The following is an 18,570-nucleotide window of genomic DNA, read 5'->3' as shown; positions in this document are numbered from 1 at the left end:
AACCATGAGTTCAGAAGATCAACAAGCTGCTTCTCAAACAGAACAAACCACTGAAAAAGCTTATGATTCCTCTAGCATCAAAGTATTGCGTGGTTTGGATGCAGTTCGTAAGCGTCCAGGCATGTATATTGGCGATACGGATGATGGTTCAGGCTTGCACCACATGGTGTTTGAGGTGGTGGATAATGCCATCGATGAAGCGCTTGCAGGCCACTGTGATGAAATTTTGGTGACTATTCACGAAGATGAGTCGGTCAGTGTTTCAGATAATGGCCGCGGTATTCCAACCGATATTCACCCGGAAGAAGGTGTGTCCGCAGCGGAAGTGATTCTGACCATTCTGCATGCCGGCGGCAAGTTTGACGACAACAGCTATAAAGTATCCGGCGGCTTGCATGGTGTGGGCGTGTCGGTTGTAAACGCGCTTTCAAGCAAACTGGAACTGACTATTCAGCGCGCCGGGCATATCCATCAGCAGGAATATAAGCACGGCGATCCTGTGTATCCGCTGAAAATTGTGGGCACTACTGATGAAACCGGAACGACTGTCCGTTTCTGGCCAAGTGCGGAAACTTTCAGCCAGACCATTTTCAACGTGGACATTTTGGCGCGCCGCTTGCGTGAGCTTTCATTCCTGAATGCCGGCGTACGCATTGTTTTGCGCGATGAGCGCATTAATGCAGAACATGTCTTTGATTATGAAGGCGGTTTATCTGAGTTTGTAAAATACATCAATCAGGGCAAAACGCATCTGAATGAAATTTTCCATTTTACAACCCAGGCTGAAAACGGAATCGGCGTTGAAGTGGCGCTGCAATGGAATGATACCTATCAGGAAAATGTCCGCTGCTTTACCAACAATATTCCGCAAAAAGATGGCGGCACGCATTTGGCCGGATTCCGCGCAGCGTTGACCCGCGGTTTAAACAATTACATGGAAAGCGAAAACCTGCTCAAAAAAGAGAAAGTGGCGGTTTCCGGTGATGATGCCCGTGAAGGCTTAACTGCAATTGTCTCGGTAAAAGTGCCCGATCCTAAATTCTCTTCGCAAACCAAAGAAAAACTGGTGTCCAGCGAAGTGAAGCCTGCTGTTGAGCAGGCCATGAATAAAGCGTTCTCTGAGTATTTATTGGAGAATCCGGCCGCTGCCAAGTCTATCGCAGGCAAGATCATTGATGCCGCGCGTGCCCGTGATGCAGCGCGCAAGGCGCGTGAAATGACCCGCCGCAAAAGCGCCTTGGACATTGCAGGCCTGCCGGGCAAGCTGGCGGACTGCCAGGAAAAAGATCCTGCACTGTCTGAATTGTATCTGGTCGAAGGTGACTCTGCTGGCGGTTCTGCAAAACAGGGCCGTAACCGCAAGATGCAGGCAATTTTGCCGCTGAAAGGCAAAATCCTGAACGTGGAGCGTGCGCGCTTTGACAAAATGATTTCTTCACAGGAAGTTGGCACCTTAATTACAGCTTTGGGCTGCGGTATTGGCCGTGAAGAGTACAATCCGGACAAACTGCGTTATCACAAAATCATCATCATGACCGATGCTGACGTGGATGGTTCGCATATCCGTACCCTGCTGCTGACTTTCTTCTTCCGTCAAATGCCTGAGCTGGTGGAACGCGGCTATATCTATATTGCCCAGCCGCCGCTGTACAAGCTGAAAAAGGGCAAGCAGGAACAGTACATCAAAGACAATGACGCATTGGAAACGTACCTGATTTCAAATGCGATTGATGAGCTGGAATTGCATATCAGTGCGGAAGCGCCGGCTATCCGCGGTGACGCTTTAGCGAAAGTCATTGCTGATTACCAGACGTCACAGAAAAGCCTGCACCGTTTAACGCTGCGCTATCCTGCTAGCCTATTGGATGCGTTGCTTGCGGTTGACGGCTTTAAGCTGGATCAAATTGCAGATCAGGCTTATGTGCAGCAATGGGGTGAGCAAGTTTGCGCATCCATTGCGAAAACGCAGCCGAGCTTGCGTCCAGAATTATCTTTGGAAATTTTAGATAAAGAAACTGCAGACGGTCATAAAATTCAGACTTATCTGCCCCGCATTACGATCTATGTGCATAATTTGCCGCACAATTACTTGCTGGATTCAGGCTTGCTGGGTTCGGGCGAATATGCGCGCCTGCTGAAAAATTCAAGAAGCTGGTTTACGCTGCTTGAAGACGGCGCTTACTTGCAAAAGGGCGAGCGTAAAATTCCGGTCAGCACCTTCCATCAAGTCTGGCAGCACATTTTGCAGGATTCACGCCGCGGCATGATGATTCAGCGTTATAAAGGTCTGGGTGAAATGAATGCGGAACAGCTCTGGGAAACCACCATGGATCCTGAAAACCGCAACATGCTGCAGGTAACAGTTCAGGATGCGATAGAAGCAGACCGCATGTTTGCCTGCTTAATGGGTGATGATGTGGAACCGCGCCGCGCATTCATTGAAGAGAATGCATTAAATGCTGATATTGATGCCTAATTTGCTTACAGATTAGCCTTAAAAAATCGCCCTTCGGGGCGTTTTTTTTGTGCTATGGTAAATAAATTGATTGAATTATAATCAGTTCGACTGTTATTAAACTGACTTATACACGTGTCATGATGCTGAAAACGGCTATTTTTGATGCGGTAAAAGCGAGGTCATTATGATGGATAATCAATTGGAAAAAGTTCGTGATATCTGGGTCAATGCTTTTTTTACGGGAAATTATGAAGTATTGGCGCAGTATGAGGATGAGCATTTTAAGGCTATTTATGAGCAGGATGGCCGTGTGGAAAGCAATTATACCCGCTATGACCGCATTGCGCATGCGGTAAAAAATGGCGTATGGAAGCCTAAAAAGCCTGATGTGGAATATGAAGAATATGAGTTCAATCATGATCAGACTGAATGTTGTGTGCTGATTGGCTTAGAAGAAAATCAGCAGCAAATTAAAGAAATTTGGGTCTTTGACGGCACGTGGAAAATTCGAGAATTAAGGTTTTTGAAGGCCAAAAAAGTTGTGCTTCATTAACTTGTCCACATGCTGAAAAAGCTGGAAGCCTGACCAAAAATGCATGCGATTTGGGTGGTTAAACCGCAGTAGCTGTGGATAAATTTTAAATTTAAACTACAAAATTGAGCGCAGTCATCGTATAATTTTATCCACAGCTGTAGATAAGTAAACGAATGAATTTAAAAATAAATGCTGTATTTGAATTTAAAAACAAGAATGCCTTTTGAATTTATTTGCACTGATTCTCTTTGAATTTAAATGGCTGTGCGTCGCTTGGGTGGAGCAATGTCTTGTTTTATTTAAGGCTGAGAAGATTTTTTCGGTCTTTGCTGAGTGAAGTGCTGCTATTTTTCGGCTTTTGTAGGGCTGATGTATTAGTTTGGACGAGAATTCCATAAAAATGCACTAGTTAAGGCATTCTTAAGAATAGATATTTTGTATTTTGAAGAAAAACTTAATAATTAAAATTTTTATTTTAAGTATCTGATTTTTAAATATTTAATTTTTTAAAAGCGTTTCTTTCGATTGCATGGAACTTTTTTCTGCATCATTTTGGCTGTAAAAATCAGCTTTTATTGTGTTTCGTATGATTTTGCAGAAAAATGCGATGAAACTGTTTTGGATATTTATGTGTTCAATAAAAAAGCCCTGCAGAGCAGGGCTTTTAATCGTGTCCTTAAACATTCAGGCGAGCATATTAATCAAAAGAAGCTTCGAGCTCTTCCAGCTCCATCATCAGTTCAAGCATCTGTTCTTCAGACTGCGCTAATCGGCCTTTCAGTTCAGTCTGCTCATTCATCAGCTTCAGCAAATCATCTTTACGGCCGGCATCATAAAGGGCGCTGTCACCCAGCAGATTCTCAATTTCCGCCAAGCGGGGCTGCATTTTTTCAACCTGCTGTTCACATTTTTCAATGTTTTTTCGGATCGGCCGGCTGGCTTCACGGCGCCGCGCTGCTTCTTTGCGCTGCGCTTCTTTATCCAGCTTAGAAATAACGGGTTTAGCCTCAACTAATGATTTTACTGGTGCGGCCGGCTTTTGGCCATTTTTCATCATGTCGATACGCGCTTGACGCAGCCAGTCAGCATAAGCGACTAAGTCGCCATCAAACTCGCGGCTTTGACCGCCATGCACCAAAATCAATTCATCACAGACGCTGGCCACCAATTGACGCTCATGTGATACCAAAACCACGGCGCCTTCAAAATCCTGCAGCGCCATTGTTAAAGCATGGCGCATATCTAAGTCTAAATGGTTGGTTGGCTCATCCAGAATCAGCACGTTCGGACGCTGCCAAACAATCAGCGCCAAGGCTAAGCGGGCGCGTTCGCCGCCAGAAAAGCTTTCACTTGGTGTGTCCATGCGTTCGCCGCTGAAGCCAAAACTGCCTAAAAATGAGCGCAGGCTGGCTTCACTGATTTTTTTATCGGCAATCCGCGCCAATTGAAGCATAGGGCTTGCGTTGCCGTCCAAGGCATCCATTTGGTGCTGGGCGAAATAGCCGATGTTCAGCAGTTCAGAATCTTTGCGCAGGCCTTGCAGCAACGGCAAATCGCCGACTAAGGATTTGATCAGTGTCGACTTGCCGGCGCCGTTCATGCCCAGTAAGCCAATACGGCTGGTGGGGGTGATTTGCAGATTCACATTGGTGACAATTAATTTATCGCCATAGCCAATGTCTGCATTTTCCAGTTCCAGCAATGGTGAACTCATTTTAGTCGGTTCACGGAAGCTGAAGGTAAATGGCGTATCGACATGGGCTGCGGAAAGCTCCTGCATGCGTTCCAATTGCTTAATCCGGCTTTGCGCCTGTTTTGCTTTGGTGGCTTGCGCTTTAAAACGGTCAATATATTTTTGCAAATGCGCGCGCGTTTCCAGCTGCTTTTCATAAGCTTGCTGCTGCTGCGCCAGGCGTTCACTGCGGGTGCGCTCAAAGGTTGAATAGTTGCCCGTATACATAATCAATTCTTGATTTTCAATATGCAGAATATGATCGGTAATGGCGTCCAAAAAGTCACGGTCATGTGAAATCAGCACCAGAGTGCCTTCATATGCTTTAAGCCAGTCTTCCAGCCATAAAATGGCATCTAAGTCTAAATGGTTGGTCGGTTCATCCAGCAGCAGCAGATCTGAACGGCTCATTAATGTACGCGCCAGGTTGAGGCGCATGCGCCAGCCGCCTGAAAAACTGGAGACATCTAATTGAGACTGGTGCTCAAAAAAGCCTAAACCCGCCATCAATTGTGAGGCTTTGGCTGGGGCAGAGTAGCCGTTGATTTCATCAAAGCGGCCATAAAGATGCGCCAAGGCATCATTGTCGAGCTGTTCCGGATGTTCGAGCTGGTGCTGAATTTCCCAGTATTCTTCATCGCCGGATAAAACGAAATCAATAGCCTTCATATTTAAGGCTTTAATTTCTTGCGCCATGTGCGCCACAGTCCATACCGCAGGCCGGGTGAGTGACCCGCTGTCCGATTCGATACCGCCCAATAAAGCCGAGAACAGTGTGGACTTGCCAGCACCATTTACACCGGTTAAGCCAATTTTCCATCCTGGATGCAACTGCATGGACGCTTTTTGAAATAAAACACGCCCACCGCGACGTATAGAAAGCTGATCTAACTGAATCATGAAACTGTCAAAGCACACACAAAAGATGCGCCTATTCTAAAGGAAGCTGGCCTAAAAATGGAAAATGCGCCTGTTTTATTTTTGCACGGCAGAAAGCAGCGGATAAAACTTGAGTGTGATTGATTTCGCATTTGTCGGAAAGTTCTGTTTGGCTCTATGCGCTATTGGAAAATCTGCCTATATTCAAAGACTAAAATAAGTAAACTGCACAAGGTTAGGAAAAATGAAAAAAGGAATTTTAATTTTATCCGCACTGGGGATGTGGGCCTGCTCCATGCAAATTCAAGCTAAAGTGAATATTTGTGTCTTTGATTTGTTGGGGAAGGCAGGTGAGTCTTATAAAATGATGGAAGAGTGGGCGCTGCTGAGCAAAACATGGGGGACTGAAGTCAATTTATTGCCTTATCAGGATGAAGCCAAAGTTGAAAAAGATTTTAAAGAGGGGGTCTGCGGCGGATTTTACATGACCTCTATGCGCGCCAGAGCCTATAACAAATTTGCGGGTTCAATTGATGCATTAGGCGGCGTGCCAAGCAATGAAATTGCGCAAAAAGCCATTGCCTATGTGCTGGATAGCCGGAACAACAAGCGTCTTGTGACTAAAATGGGCAATGATGCTTATGAAGTGGCAGGCATTGGCCAGATCGGTTCGGCCTATATTTTTGTGAAAGACCGCAGTTTGAATACTATTGAAAAAGCCAAAGGAAAGAAATTTGCCATTTTGCATTATGACCGTGCGCAGAAGCAGATGGTCGAACGGATTGGCGCTATACCGGTGATGTCTGACATTTCAAATTTTATCCGAAAATTTAATCAAAATGAGGTAGATATTGTCGCTGCGCCGGCTTATGCATTCAAGCCATTGGAAATATACAAAGGCCTTGGCAGCAAAGGCGGCATGATCGATTTTCCTGTCGTGAATGTCACCGCTGATTTGGTGCTGCGTCAAAGTGAATTTCCTGAAGGCTATGCAGTCAAGTCCCGCGCTTGGTTTGTGAAGCAGCTTCCTAAAAGTTTTGCGATGGTGAAACGTATGGAAGCTGAGATTCCATCCAAATATAGAATACAGCTGACGAAAGAGGAGAAAGCAGCGTATCAAAAACTGCTGCGCGACGGCCGTATGGATTTAACAGCTCAGGGAACTTATGACGCTGTGATGATGACGGTGCTGAAAAAAGCGCGCTGCACCGTAGAAAGAACCAATTTTGAATGCTCCCTCAGCGGCGAATAAGCAGCATATATTTTATAAGTTTGTAAAAATAAGCACATTAAGCGTGATTATTGATCTGAGTTAAATTTAGTATAAGTGATTAATAAATAATTAAAATTTAATAAATACCTTAAATTTAATGAAGCTGGATTGGCAGAATAGACTGAAATGACATAAATAAATGGAGCAAATGCTCTATTTTTTTGAAAATAACTTGCTTAATATTTGCAGTGTGTACGGACACCCTTGAAACAAAAAGATTCTAAAAGGATAAATACAATGAAAAAAACACTCCTCTCATTGGCGGCATTTTCTGCAATTGGACTTGCAGGAACTGCACAGGCAGCAAAAGTCGATGTCTGCGTATTTGATTTGCTGGGTAAATCCGGTGAATCTTTTCAGATGGCTCAGGAATGGGCATTGGCGGCAAAAGGCTGGGGTGCTGAAGTAAATTTGATTCCGCGTCAGGATGAAGCTGTTGCGGATAATGATTTTAAAGCTGGAAAATGTGACGGTGTATTTATGACGGCCATGCGCGCGCGTCAATACAATAAATTTGCCGGCTCTATTGATGCATTAGGCGGTGCGCCAAGCAATGAAATTGCCAAGCGTGCGATTACCTTTGCATTGGACAAGCGCAATGAAAGCAAAATGGTCAGCAATTTAGGCGGTAAAAAATACGAAGTGGCCGGCATTGCGCCTTTAGGTTCAGCTTTCATTTTTGTCCGGGATAAAAAAATCGACTCAATTGAAAAAGCGGCCGGTAAAAAATTTGCTGTTCTCGGCTATGACGAAGCGCAAAAAATCATGGTGCAGCGTGTAGGTGCGCAGGCGGTGATTTCAGATGTTTCCAACTTTGTGGCGAAGTTCAATAATGGGCAGGTCGATATGGTTGGCGCGCCAGCATATGCTTATAAGCCGTTGGAAATTTACAAAGGTTTAGGCAGCAATGGCGCAATGTTCAATTTTCCTGTACTGCAGGTGACCGCTGACTTTATTGTGCGTCCAGATCAGTTTCCAGCAGGCTTTGGCCAAAAGTCACGGGACTGGTTTGTGAAAAACCTGCCGAAGAGTTTTGCTATGATCAGCCGTTTAGAAGCCGGCATTCCAGCAAAATATAAGCTGAATCTGACAGCGGAAGATAAAACCAAATATCAAAAACTGCTGCGTGAAGGCCGCATGGATATGACCAAGCGTGGCATTTATGATCCGGGCATGATGTCAGTGCTGAAAAAAGCGCGCTGTTCTGTCGATAAGGCAAATTTTGAATGTTCACTTGGCGGTGAATAGTTTGATTTTTAACAAAAAAAAGCCTAGATGATTCTAGGCTTTTTTTACATGATGATTTGTCAGTTTCGCCATTGAGCAGAGCGGTGAAGCGCGCAATGATATCAATGCAGAAGGTTCTTCAGCTTATGATGCGGAACAGAAAAAGCGCAGCATGCCGATAAGCAAAACAATGGGCATAAAAATAAACCCGAATATAAAAGCAAGAATAGCAGCACTCAAAAGGAAAGAAAAACATGGCGAAGCAATGGATGAAAGCATGCGCATTAAGTGCAGGATTAATGGCCGCCGCTGGCGCCGTTCAGGCGAAACAAGTGGTATGCGTATTTGACTTGGTGGGTAAGAGCGGTGATGTATATGCACTGATGAAAGACTATCAGCTGGCCGCAAAAACTTGGGGCGCTGATATAGAGCTGCGTGTGGGACAGAATGAAGCAGTGATTGCTGAAGATTTTAAAGCAGGCAAATGTGACGGCATCAGTGTAACTGGTATGCGCGGTCGTCAATTTAACTCGTTTACAGGCTCATTGGATGCAATTGGCGCAATTCCGGATTTGAAGCTTGCTGTAAAAGTGATGCAAGGGCTTGCCAATCCTGCATTTTCAAAAAGCATGGTGCATGGCAAATACGAAGTTGCTGGGGTAATTCCTGTGGGGGATGCCTATTTGCTGGTGAATGACCGCAGCATTAATACGGTCGCGAAAGCTGCAGGTAAAAAAATTGCTGTGCTGGATTATGATGAGGCGCAAAAAATTATGGTGCAGCAGGTCGGTGCGCAAGCGGTCAGCGCGGACGTGACGAACTTTGGCGCTAAATTCAATAATGGCCAGGTTGATATTATCGGCGCGCCTGCGGCTGTGTTCAAGCCCTTGGAATTGCACAAAGGCCTGGGCGCTAAAGGCGCTATCGTTAATTATCCAATCCTGCAGGTGACAGGCAATATTATTATCCGCCCAGATAAATTTCCTGAAGGCTATGGCCAAAAATCACGCGACTGGGTGAAAGGCCAGCTGCCGCGCGCCTTTTCTATTTTAGGCAAAATGAAATCAGATATTCCAAGCAAATACTGGATGGATGTGCCAGTAGCGGACCGTCCCGGTTATCAAAAAATGATGCGTGAAGCGCGGATTGATTTAACGAAGCGCGGCGTGTATGAAAAACGCATGATGAAGCTGCTGTGGCAATTCCGCTGCAAGCAGGACCCGAAAAACTTCGAATGCGCCTTACAGGATGAGAACTATAAACAATCCTGATAGAATTGCTCTGAATTGACTTTTAATCTGCAAGACTGCCCATATATCGAGTATGCTATACTTGAAATATAGTCTTTTTTTAAAGATCTGAACCGAACAGAGGAATTGACCATGAATGCCCAAACACTTGTGCTGACTGAAAATGCTGCCAATAAAGTACGTCAACTGCGTGACAGTGAAGGTAATCAGGAGTTGATGCTGCGTGTTTATGTAACAGGCGGCGGCTGTTCAGGGTTCTCTTATGGCTTCAATTTTGCAGAAAGCCAAAATGAAGATGATGCGGAATACAGTAATGGCGATGTGAAAATGCTGGTGGATTCACTGAGCTACCAATATTTAGTGGGTTCAACAGTCGATTATATCGAAGGCTTGGAAGGTTCCCGTTTTGTAGTTCAAAACCCGAATGCTTCAACCACATGCGGCTGCGGTTCATCTTTCTCTATTTAAGACTGAACAACGGTTCATAAAAAAAAGCCCTCGGAAGAGGGCTTTTTTTTATGCTGATGGCATCTTAAATTGGCATTGCCTGAAAAGAATTAGGCTTCCGGATCCAGCTTAATCGCTTCCAGCAGGTCAAAAATAATGGTGGTGACATCCTGGCTTAAATCACGGTTATTGAAAATTTCATAAGCGGTAATGGTCACATCTGTATCGCTGGGCAGCAGTTTTTGTTCTTCCTCGATTAAATCATTAATCGGCAGCAGGGTTTGCTTCACTTCCAAACGCAGCACATCTTTAAATTCTAGATTTTCATCTTCCAGCTCAATCAGCTGCTCATTAAAGAACGGGAGCAAAATTGAATGGAGATAGGGTTGAATCTCAATAATATCAAAGATTTCGATATCACGGGTTTGCTCAATCGTGCTGATGTGGTCATTCACTTCAATTAAGATATGGTAGTAACTCACATTGCTCTCCACTCAAATGTATTTAGATTTGGTTTGACTGTCCACAATAGCATGAATTCAGTTTTTTGTAGTTTAAATCCGTGATAAAGACATAGAAAAATTAAGGATTTTTACATCTGTATAGCATTACCGGCGCGCATACAGCAGGCTTTGGTCGGCAGGCTTCAGCTTAAAATGCTGCAGATCCTGTTCACCTAAAACAGGGTACATTAAGGCTTCTGGATCGGCATGATGGCCTAAGCCCAGCGCATGGCCTAATTCATGCGCCAGGGTAAGGCGCAAATCGTCTTCGGTATCAAACTGATAAATTTGGATTTGGTCGCCCATAAAGACACCTTTATGAAATTCACGCGGCGGAAACCGGTTTTTGGCCTGCATGACATTCCAGTTGTAGCGCTCAATGCTGCTGTTGTGCTGGCCCACTTGCTGATTATATTGCGCATTCATTTGATTGTAGTAGGCAATATTGCGCTGCAGCTGCTGAGCTTTTTCTCTCAGGGCTTGATATTGCGCTTCAATGCGCTGGCGGTTTTCTCCCTGCTCATTTTCAATTCGGCTCCAGCTCATGCGCTGCTGATTCAGATAATCAGCTTCAGCCCGCAGCTGGATCTGCTCTTGACGCAGGCTTTGCTGCATTTGCTCTAAACTGCTTTTAGAGACATCTAAATTGCCGGATATGCGCTGATTGCTGCTGTGTTCCTGATCCAGTTCCTGCTGGGTCTTTTTAAAGGCATTGTAGTTTTCCTGCCGCGCATCATAAATCAGCTTAATTTTCAGCTGGGCTTGGTCATCATAGACAAACAGCTGTTTTTGTGTCCCGTCATGCCAAATTTGAATGGCTTCTTTGCTGAGCTGAATCGCTTGTTCTTTACTCATGCCAAAACGCGGGTCAACTTCTGCAATCTGATAGCGCAGGCGGGTATCCAGCGGATGCATGATGCGGTCAGACCATGCGTTATAGCGCAGCTGAAAATTATTTCTCGTTTGAAAGTGAAAAAAAAGTAGAGTCAGGGTGATGAAAGCAATGATAACAATGCGCATAAGTCATTATAAATTTTAGTATTTAATGTAATTTAACTGAAAATAAGCGGTTTTAAAATCATTATGGGCATAAAAAAACCGCGCTTTCGCGCGGCTTTTTTTTAACTCTTTCGAGTCAGATCAAAGAGACAAATTATTTTTTGTCATCTTTCACTTCAGTGAACTCAGCATCTACAACGCCGTCGTCCGCTTTTTGCTGTTGACCTTCACCGCTTTGGAATGCGTTTGGATCAAAGCCTTCAGCGCCGCCTTGACCTTGCGCCGCTTCATAAGCGCGCTGCGTGATCGGCATAATGATGTTTTGAAGCGCTTCAGTTTTCGCTTTAATCGCATCTACATCATTTTCTTTTGCAGCTGCTTCCAACTCAGAAACTGCAGTGTCGATCGCAGTTTTTTCGTCAGCAGTTACTTGCTCGCCAAGATCTTTCACTGCTTTTTGAGCAGAAGATACAAGGGCATCCGCTTCGTTGCGTGCTTTTGCTAACTCTTCAAACTTACGGTCTTCTTCTGCATTCGCTTCAGCATCTTTGATCATTGCTTCGATTTCAGCATCAGACAAACCTGAGTTTGCTTTGATCTGGATTGATTGCTCTTTACCAGTGCTCTTATCTTTCGCAGATACCTTTAAGATACCGTCAGCATTGATGTCGAACGATACTTCAATTTGCGGTACACCACGTGGAGCAGGTGGGATATCGCCTAATTGGAAGTTGCCCAGCAATTTGTTTTGTTGCGCCATTTTACGTTCACCTTGGAACACTGAAATGTCTACAGCAGGCTGGTTATCAGCAGCAGTCGAGAACACTTGAGATTTCTTCGCAGGAATCGTGGTGTTTTTCTCAATGATCGCTGTTAATACGCCACCCATGGTTTCGATACCAAGTGTTAACGGTGTTACGTCTAATAAAAGTACGTCAGTTTTGTCACCAGACAATACCGCACCTTGAATCGCTGCACCAATCGCAACTGCTTCATCAGGGTTCACGTCTTTACGCGGCTCTTTGCCAAAGAATTCTTGAACTTGCTGCTGAACCATTGGCATGCGTGATTGACCGCCAACCAAAATTACGTCAGAGATGTCAGAAGTTGAAAGACCCGCATCTTTAAGCGCAATACGGCAAGGTTCAATTGTGCGAGCAACTAAGTCAGCAACAAGACCTTCTAATTTTGCACGTGTTACGTTGATCACTAAGTGTTTAGGACCAGTCGCATCAGCAGTGATGTATGGAAGGTTAATTTCAGTTGCGTTAGAAGAAGAAAGCTCGATTTTCGCTTTTTCAGCAGCTTCTTTTAAACGTTGAAGTGCAAGCGGATCTTGTTTCAGGTTTACGCTTTGTTCTTTCTTGAATTCTTCAACCAAGAATTCAATCAACGCGTTATCAAAGTCTTCACCGCCAAGGAAAGTATCACCGTTTGTAGATAACACTTCGATTTGCTGGTCGCCATCAAGGTCAGCGATTTCGATGATTGATACGTCAAAAGTACCGCCACCAAGGTCATAAACCGCGATTTTACGGTCGCCTTCTTTTTTGTCCATACCGAACGCAAGTGCAGCAGCAGTTGGTTCGTTAATGATACGTTTAACTTCTAAACCTGCAATTTTACCTGCATCCTTAGTTGCTTGACGCTGAGCATCGTTGAAGTAAGCAGGAACAGTAATTACTGCTTCAGTAACGGTTTCGCCTAGGTAATCTTCAGCTGTTTTCTTCATCTTTTTCAAGATTTCAGCAGAAATTTGCTGTGGCGCAAGCTGTTTGTCGTTGACTTCAACCCATGCATCGCCGTTACCAGCTTGAATGATTTTGTAAGGAACCAGGCCAATATCTTTTTGCACCGCTTGGTCTTGGTACTTACGGCCGATCAAACGCTTAATTGCGAATAATGTGTTTTTTGGGTTAGTCACTGCTTGACGCTTAGCAGACTGGCCTACCAGAATTTCACCATCTTTATATGCAATAATAGATGGGGTTGTGCGAGCGCCTTCAGCATTCTCGATGACTTTAACTTTGTCGCCTTCAAGTACGGCTACGCAAGAGTTTGTTGTACCTAAGTCAATACCAATGATTTTAGCCATTAGATGATTTCCTCCAAAATTTTTTTTGCAATGTTTTTGCTTGTTATCCGATATGAGAGCCGTTCAAAATTTTTCAAGTTCTTTTGATAAAATTTTTTCACAAACTCTCGAATTTAAAGGCTTATCCGCCAACCATAACCATGGCAGGGCGAAGCAGCCGGCTATTTAAGGTGTAGCCTTTTTGCAATACGGTGCCAATTTGGCCGGCTTTTGCATTTGGATCAATCCCGACTGCTTGATGCAGGTCAGCATTAAAGCCATTCGCGGTATCGGCTTCCGCCACGCCGAATTTTTCCAGTGTGGTCAGTAATGATTTCAGGGTCAGCTTGACGCCTTCAAGCACAGGCGTTTCTTCTTCGCCGGCTGCGGCAATTGCGCGTTCCAGGTTGTCGACAGAATCCAGCAATTCTTTAGCAAATTTTTCAAGCACAGTCTCTTTGTGTTTTTCTGCTTCACGCTGAATACGCTCAACACTTTTTTGCGCTTCATACACTGCGTTAGCAGTACGCGCTTTTTCAAGTTTCAAGCTTTCTTCTAAATTGGTGATTGTTGCCTGTAAATCTTCAACTGAAACTTCAGCTTGCTCGTTTTCAGCCTGAGTTTTCGCTTCAGGTTCTGCAGCCTGCTCTAGATCTTGAACGTCTTGGTTGTGCTCAGTCGCCATTGATTTACTCCGTTTAAATGGGTTCTTAAACATGTACAGTCCTGTTGGTGCCAGTTCTAACTGCGTTAATTCTGAACTGTCATGATTTGCTAAATTTCATGATTAGTAAAGAAGTCGGGGCTGGCTGTAAAAATTCAAGCGAACAGACTCATTAATTAATACTTTTTATGATAAAAGCCGGTTAAATCATGGTAAAGACAGTGAATCTTCACTTATTTTTATAAAAAATAAATTATTGTTTTAGTGGATAATAGGTTTCTATTTGTTAAAAGAGGCTTTGCTGATAATTTTCAGCTGTTTCCCTTCCAGAGAGTCAAAAGCATAATATAATCCATGGGAAGCGGCCATATCTTTGAAAAGAGGGATATGGTGACTGCCGTCAAATTTGTAAGATTCTTCAGGATCAGTGCCGCTACGGATCATTTTTTTAGTGCGATCAATGTTTGCATATAAAAGCTTTTAATAGCAGCGTAATAAAATATTTCACAAAAAATGATCAAATTTTTATGATTGCACCTAGATTCTATTGCTGTAGTTTCTTCTTGTTTTTTGAAATGTGTTTTTCATGGCTTATTCATCTTCTGAATCAGCTTTTTTTTGCTGAGCCGATATGCGTTTAACAGGCAGGCCATACCTGTGAACTTAAAATGCAGCAGTTTACTTCAGCTGCACATCAAAAGCGCATAATGCCTGCAACGGCTCAAGTGGCTTCCAGTGACAGAACAGCCTGCAGCGCAACAGAGATTTTTTTTAGTTTTCAGCATGCCTTTATGAGGGTGTTATTTAGCGAAGTAGTCAACATATAAACAGCTGCTGTTGCTAGGCTCTGAACAGTCATGCTGGATGAGCAGCCTCACACTTTTACTCAGGTAGGGCGACAGAGGCCTGGACTTGTAGTATTCAAAAGTAACAGGTGTGGCTATAAAGAGGTTCTGTCAGGTTGGGTTTTATGCATTATCCATACCCAAATGCTTAAATCAAAAAAACCTACCCATCAGGGCTTATTTGATTTTAGGCTGTTTAAAGAGAGCAAAGGGCTGGGTCAGTCATTCTGCTGGCGCCGTGAATCATTCCAGCGTTTGTTTTGCTGCTGGCGCTGGTGATCCAATTGCTTGCGCTGTTCGGGATTCTGCTGCGCTTGATCGCGTTTTTTACGGTCATATTCATTGCGTTTATCGCGGTCATGCTGCGCTTTTTGGCGCTGCTGCTCTAAGAGCTGGCGTTCAGCTGCATTTCTTTTACGTTCCCAGTCCTGCTGGTTTTTACGGTTTTGTTCCCAGTTGCGGCGTTCAATTTCCTGTCTGCGCCGCTCCTGTTCAAGGCGGCTGCGCTGCTGGTATTCCCAGCGCTGGCGGTCATATTCACGGTCATAACGGTAATCGTAGCCGCGGTCATAGCCGTATCCATAATTGCGGCCATGATCATAACGGCCATCATGGTAGCCGTCATCTGGAAAAGCGACGCAGCCAACAGCCATAAATGCTGTCGCCAAAGACAGCAGAATAATTTTTTTAGCCATGGTCTGGATCCTATGTCAAATGGAGCAGCAAAAAACTCCAGAAATTGAATGAAAATTGTCAATGACATGCTCTTGAAAGAAGCTTAGCTTAGGATGCGATAGGCTGTGTATTTGCTTGTTTAGACTTGTATAAGAAAATGGTCACACAAAGGCTGATCATGTAGAAATTATGAAGAATGGATAAAAGGATGTCCGCAATGACTGCGTTTAATCAGAAAATGCAAGGTTTTTTGGAAAAGGGCCAAGGCGCGGCAGGCCGCGCATTGGATAAGCTGCCGGGTTTTGTACAGGAGCGCTTAGCGAAAGGCTTGGGCTATCCTTATGTATTTCCAGAACTGGATCCTTTGATTAAATGCATGATGGCGGCTCAGCTTAAACAGGGGAAAATGGGTTTCATCGGCGCAGATGTGCAGCGTTCGCGCAAGGCATTTGATTTGCAGATGCAGTCGATTAAAGTCAAACCGACACCAGTCAAGCAAGTTGAAGACCTGCGTTTGCCTTTGCAAAGCGGCACCGTATTTGCCCGGCATTACCATTCTGCGCCGAATAAGAAGCTGCCGATGATTGTGTTCTATCATGGCGGCGGTTTTGTGGTGGGCAATATAGATACGCATGATGAAGTGTGCAGGCTGCTGGCTGTGCATGCCAAAGCGCAAGTGCTCAGTATTGACTATCCGCTGGCGCCTGAAGCTGGCCCGAAACAGGTGATTCAGTGCTGTGAAGATGCGCTGGCATGGGTGTATCAAAACAGCCGGCAATTGAAAATTTTAAAAGGCCGCATCGCCGTGGCTGGTGACAGCGCAGGCGGCAATATTGCAGCGGTGGTTGCGCAGCGCACAGCGCAGAAAGCCTATGCGCCGCAAGCGCAGCTGCTGCTGTACCCTGTGGTGGATTTTAAAAGCCGCCATCCTTCGTTCTTTGCATACAAAGAAGGTTTAGTGCTGACAGCGGCGGATATCGATTGCGTCACAGACTATTATGCAGAACAGCACCAAGTAGCGCTGGATGATCCGCTGATTTCGCCGACATACGGCAAATTTGAAAAATTAGCGCCGGCTTACATCATTACAGCGGGTCATGATGTACTGCATGATGAGGCGGAGATTTATTCGCATAAACTGCGTCAGCATGGCATCAAGGTGCATTATCAGGAATATGCCGATCAGACGCATGGCTTTATCAATTTAACGCCTGTTTCTTTCCGCGCTAAAAAATACGTGATTGAGATCAGCAAAAACTTCCGCAAATTTTGGGATAAAAAAGGCAGTTAAGCATCGGAAGGTGTTTCACGTGAAACACCTTTCTTATTTCTGCTGTATTTGCGCTTCTGGAAAAATCAACTCAAATTCTGAAACATAAAAACTCTGCAAATAGCGCGCTTGAGAAAAATCAGGAAACATATCCTGCGTTTCTGTCCACTGTGCTGAATGAAGTTTAGCTAAATGTCCACGAAATTGGGGTGAAAACTGATAACGCTTCCCTTGCCATGCCTGGTGAATTCTTAAAGCGGCTGTTGGAAGGCGGTCACTGCGAATTGAAAAGCTATGCGGCTTTTTTGATTTTTTTAAATGCAATTGCATGCTTTGCTGCGCAAAATGGATTGTGCAGCAAGTTTCCTGCCCTTGTTCCTGCCCTTTAAATTCCGCCAGTTCTTTAGGAATCCCCCAAAGCTGCTGGCCATGCTGTACAGAAGCTTCAGTCGATACAAAAATTTTGGGAATAGAATTGAGGCGCAATTTGGAGATCAAAGGATGATCGAGAATGAGCAGCTCATCATAAGGCCCAATGGGTGAACTGTGATAGCGCACCAGCAAAACTTGAACCATGCGGCCAAGGGGTGATGCAGCCTGACGGAAATGCCTGCATTTCTGTATAAAGGAAGGCGTTAGCCAGTAGTTTAAAATAAAAGCCTCTCCTTGGAGGCGCCAGGGAGGGGGATGGGTCAGCGTCCGGCTGCTCCGTAAATGCTGCTTCATTATTTTTCTCATTTATATAGAGCAAAGCTACTGCTTTATTCTGTATGAGAGGCTAAAATATCGCCAGCAATAAATACAACTTTAAAGAGATGAGTCAACGCATGTTAAAACAAGCACTTTTTGCCACGGTTGCTGCTATAAGCCTTAATGCATGGGCCGATAATAGTATTGTAGAAATGAAGACCAATCAGGGCACTATTGAAATAGAGCTTTACAATGACAAAGCGCCAATTTCTGCAAAAAACTTTGAAGACTATATTAAGGCGGACTTTTACCGGGGCACGATTTTCCATCGTGTGATTCCTGGCTTTATGATCCAGGGCGGAGGTATGGATGCGCAGATGGCAGAAAAGCAAACGCGCGCGCCCATTAAGAATGAATCTTACAACGGTTTGAAGAATGCGCGGGGCACTTTGGCAATGGCCCGCACCAATGACCCAAATTCTGCAAGCAGTCAATTTTTCATTAATACGGTAGACAATGACTTTTTGAATAAAAGTGCAATGAATGCAGGATATGCGGTCTTCGGTAAAGTGATTAAAGGCATGGACGTGGTCGATAAGATTGAAAAAGTGCCCACTGTTAATCGTGGCGTGCATCAAAATGTACCGCAAAGCCTTGTGCTGATTCAAAGTGTGAAGATAAAAGCACCAGCAGCGCAAAAAAATGAAAAATAAAGTAAAAAATAAAATATTTATATTTATGATTTAAAATCATTGCCTTAGGGTTTTAATTGCTTTTTTATGCGCCATTTTGGCGCATAAAAAAGAAACACACAGTAAAACAAGCTGTTAAAAGAGCTTGCAAAGATTCAGAAATGCTCTAGAATGCACCCCATACCGACGAGATAGACGGAAACGAACGAAGCGCGAAGCGCTGAGTTGTTGAGTATATCGAAGTCCAGCGCTTAATACTGACGAAGTATTAAGAAGATCATTAAGAGATTATGAAGAACAACTTGTGTGGATTTTTACTGGTTGATTGATCGAAATTATTTTCATTGATTGATGGTA

Annotated in this window: 15 protein-coding genes; 8 read left to right on the top strand and 7 right to left on the bottom strand. The window is 44.3% G+C overall.

What is annotated here, in order from left to right; translation table 11 throughout:
* The first annotated feature begins 4 nt into the window (after positions 1 to 4).
* Both gyrB and F941_RS00075 read left to right on the top strand, forming a co-directional pair.
* Positions 5 to 2,476 (top strand): DNA topoisomerase (ATP-hydrolyzing) subunit B, encoded by a 2,472-nt coding sequence (gyrB, locus tag F941_RS00080; RefSeq protein ID WP_005006472.1) that lies wholly within the window; start codon positions 5 to 7, stop codon positions 2,474 to 2,476.
* Positions 2,477 to 2,642: 166 nt separating this feature from the next.
* Positions 2,643 to 3,011 (top strand): hypothetical protein, encoded by a 369-nt coding sequence (locus F941_RS00075; protein WP_018572694.1) that lies wholly within the window; start codon positions 2,643 to 2,645, stop codon positions 3,009 to 3,011.
* A gap of 679 nt (positions 3,012 to 3,690) precedes the next feature.
* Here the strand turns inward: F941_RS00075 and F941_RS00065 are convergent.
* Positions 3,691 to 5,625, bottom strand: coding sequence for an ATP-binding cassette domain-containing protein (locus F941_RS00065; RefSeq protein WP_018572692.1), 1,935 nt, complete (start codon positions 5,623 to 5,625; stop codon positions 3,691 to 3,693).
* 223 nt (positions 5,626 to 5,848) lie between these two features.
* Between F941_RS00065 and F941_RS00060 the strand changes: the two genes are divergently transcribed.
* The 4 genes from F941_RS00060 to erpA all read left to right on the top strand — a co-directional run bounded on the left by F941_RS00060 (position 5,849) and on the right by erpA (position 9,822).
* Positions 5,849 to 6,856 carry a putative solute-binding protein gene (locus F941_RS00060; RefSeq protein ID WP_005006468.1) on the top strand — a complete coding sequence of 336 codons (1,008 nt, stop codon included), beginning with the start codon at positions 5,849 to 5,851 and terminating at the stop codon, positions 6,854 to 6,856.
* Between the two features lie 258 nt (positions 6,857 to 7,114).
* Positions 7,115 to 8,125 (top strand): putative solute-binding protein, encoded by a 1,011-nt coding sequence (locus F941_RS00055; RefSeq protein WP_005006466.1) that lies wholly within the window; start codon positions 7,115 to 7,117, stop codon positions 8,123 to 8,125.
* 248 nt (positions 8,126 to 8,373) lie between these two features.
* Complete coding sequence (locus tag F941_RS00050) at positions 8,374 to 9,375, top strand: putative solute-binding protein (protein WP_167571623.1); 1,002 nt, start codon at positions 8,374 to 8,376, stop codon at positions 9,373 to 9,375.
* 111 nt (positions 9,376 to 9,486) lie between these two features.
* Complete coding sequence (gene erpA / locus F941_RS00045) at positions 9,487 to 9,822, top strand: iron-sulfur cluster insertion protein ErpA (protein ID WP_005006462.1); 336 nt, start codon at positions 9,487 to 9,489, stop codon at positions 9,820 to 9,822.
* An 89-nt stretch (positions 9,823 to 9,911) separates the two neighbouring features.
* Here the strand turns inward: erpA and F941_RS00040 are convergent, their stop codons facing one another.
* The 5 genes from F941_RS00040 to F941_RS00020 form a co-directional block, all read right to left on the bottom strand.
* The gene (locus tag F941_RS00040; RefSeq protein ID WP_171065485.1) at positions 9,912 to 10,295 is read right to left on the bottom strand and encodes a hypothetical protein; all 384 of its coding nucleotides are present in this window, start codon (positions 10,293 to 10,295) and stop codon (positions 9,912 to 9,914) included.
* A 114-nt stretch (positions 10,296 to 10,409) separates the two neighbouring features.
* Positions 10,410 to 11,324, bottom strand: a complete 915-nt coding sequence (locus F941_RS00035; protein ID WP_005006458.1) for a matrixin family metalloprotease — start codon at positions 11,322 to 11,324, stop codon at positions 10,410 to 10,412.
* A 133-nt stretch (positions 11,325 to 11,457) separates the two neighbouring features.
* Positions 11,458 to 13,398, bottom strand: a complete 1,941-nt coding sequence (gene dnaK / locus F941_RS00030) for a molecular chaperone DnaK (protein WP_005006456.1) — start codon at positions 13,396 to 13,398, stop codon at positions 11,458 to 11,460.
* A 121-nt stretch (positions 13,399 to 13,519) separates the two neighbouring features.
* Positions 13,520 to 14,062 carry a nucleotide exchange factor GrpE gene (grpE, locus tag F941_RS00025; protein ID WP_005006455.1) on the bottom strand — a complete coding sequence of 181 codons (543 nt, stop codon included), beginning with the start codon at positions 14,060 to 14,062 and terminating at the stop codon, positions 13,520 to 13,522.
* Positions 14,063 to 15,104: 1,042 nt separating this feature from the next.
* Complete coding sequence (locus F941_RS00020; RefSeq protein ID WP_005006451.1) at positions 15,105 to 15,581, bottom strand: cell envelope integrity TolA family protein; 477 nt, start codon at positions 15,579 to 15,581, stop codon at positions 15,105 to 15,107.
* Between the two features lie 197 nt (positions 15,582 to 15,778).
* On the opposite strand from F941_RS00020, the gene F941_RS00015 reads away from it, so the two are divergent.
* Positions 15,779 to 16,852 (top strand): alpha/beta hydrolase, encoded by a 1,074-nt coding sequence (locus F941_RS00015; RefSeq protein WP_005006447.1) that lies wholly within the window; start codon positions 15,779 to 15,781, stop codon positions 16,850 to 16,852.
* A gap of 33 nt (positions 16,853 to 16,885) precedes the next feature.
* On the opposite strand, the gene F941_RS00010 is transcribed toward F941_RS00015, so the two are convergent.
* Complete coding sequence (locus F941_RS00010; RefSeq protein WP_005006446.1) at positions 16,886 to 17,557, bottom strand: acetoacetate decarboxylase family protein; 672 nt, start codon at positions 17,555 to 17,557, stop codon at positions 16,886 to 16,888.
* Positions 17,558 to 17,658: 101 nt separating this feature from the next.
* Here F941_RS00010 and F941_RS00005 point away from each other — a divergent pair, with 101 nt between their 5' ends.
* Positions 17,659 to 18,234, top strand: a complete 576-nt coding sequence (locus tag F941_RS00005) for a peptidylprolyl isomerase (RefSeq protein WP_005006444.1) — start codon at positions 17,659 to 17,661, stop codon at positions 18,232 to 18,234.
* The last annotated feature ends 336 nt before the right edge of the window (positions 18,235 to 18,570 follow it).

It is taken from the genome of Acinetobacter bouvetii DSM 14964 = CIP 107468, assembly GCF_000368865.1.
Lineage (GTDB): Bacteria > Pseudomonadota > Gammaproteobacteria > Pseudomonadales > Moraxellaceae > Acinetobacter > Acinetobacter bouvetii.
This window is presented reverse-complemented; position numbering and strand designations above follow the sequence as displayed.

Coding starts and splice junctions, on each gene's coding strand:
- gyrB (WP_005006472.1), top strand. CDS start 5: ATGAGTTCAGAAGATCAACAAGCTGCTTCTCAAACAGAACAAACCACT.
- F941_RS00075 (WP_018572694.1), top strand. CDS start 2,643: ATGATGGATAATCAATTGGAAAAAGTTCGTGATATCTGGGTCAATGCT.
- F941_RS00065 (WP_018572692.1), bottom strand. CDS start 5,625: ATGATTCAGTTAGATCAGCTTTCTATACGTCGCGGTGGGCGTGTTTTA.
- F941_RS00060 (WP_005006468.1), top strand. CDS start 5,849: ATGAAAAAAGGAATTTTAATTTTATCCGCACTGGGGATGTGGGCCTGC.
- F941_RS00055 (WP_005006466.1), top strand. CDS start 7,115: ATGAAAAAAACACTCCTCTCATTGGCGGCATTTTCTGCAATTGGACTT.
- F941_RS00050 (WP_167571623.1), top strand. CDS start 8,374: ATGAAAGCATGCGCATTAAGTGCAGGATTAATGGCCGCCGCTGGCGCC.
- erpA (WP_005006462.1), top strand. CDS start 9,487: ATGAATGCCCAAACACTTGTGCTGACTGAAAATGCTGCCAATAAAGTA.
- F941_RS00035 (WP_005006458.1), bottom strand. CDS start 11,324: ATGCGCATTGTTATCATTGCTTTCATCACCCTGACTCTACTTTTTTTT.
- dnaK (WP_005006456.1), bottom strand. CDS start 13,398: ATGGCTAAAATCATTGGTATTGACTTAGGTACAACAAACTCTTGCGTA.
- grpE (WP_005006455.1), bottom strand. CDS start 14,062: ATGGCGACTGAGCACAACCAAGACGTTCAAGATCTAGAGCAGGCTGCA.
- F941_RS00020 (WP_005006451.1), bottom strand. CDS start 15,581: ATGGCTAAAAAAATTATTCTGCTGTCTTTGGCGACAGCATTTATGGCT.
- F941_RS00015 (WP_005006447.1), top strand. CDS start 15,779: ATGACTGCGTTTAATCAGAAAATGCAAGGTTTTTTGGAAAAGGGCCAA.
- F941_RS00010 (WP_005006446.1), bottom strand. CDS start 17,557: ATGAAGCAGCATTTACGGAGCAGCCGGACGCTGACCCATCCCCCTCCC.
- F941_RS00005 (WP_005006444.1), top strand. CDS start 17,659: ATGTTAAAACAAGCACTTTTTGCCACGGTTGCTGCTATAAGCCTTAAT.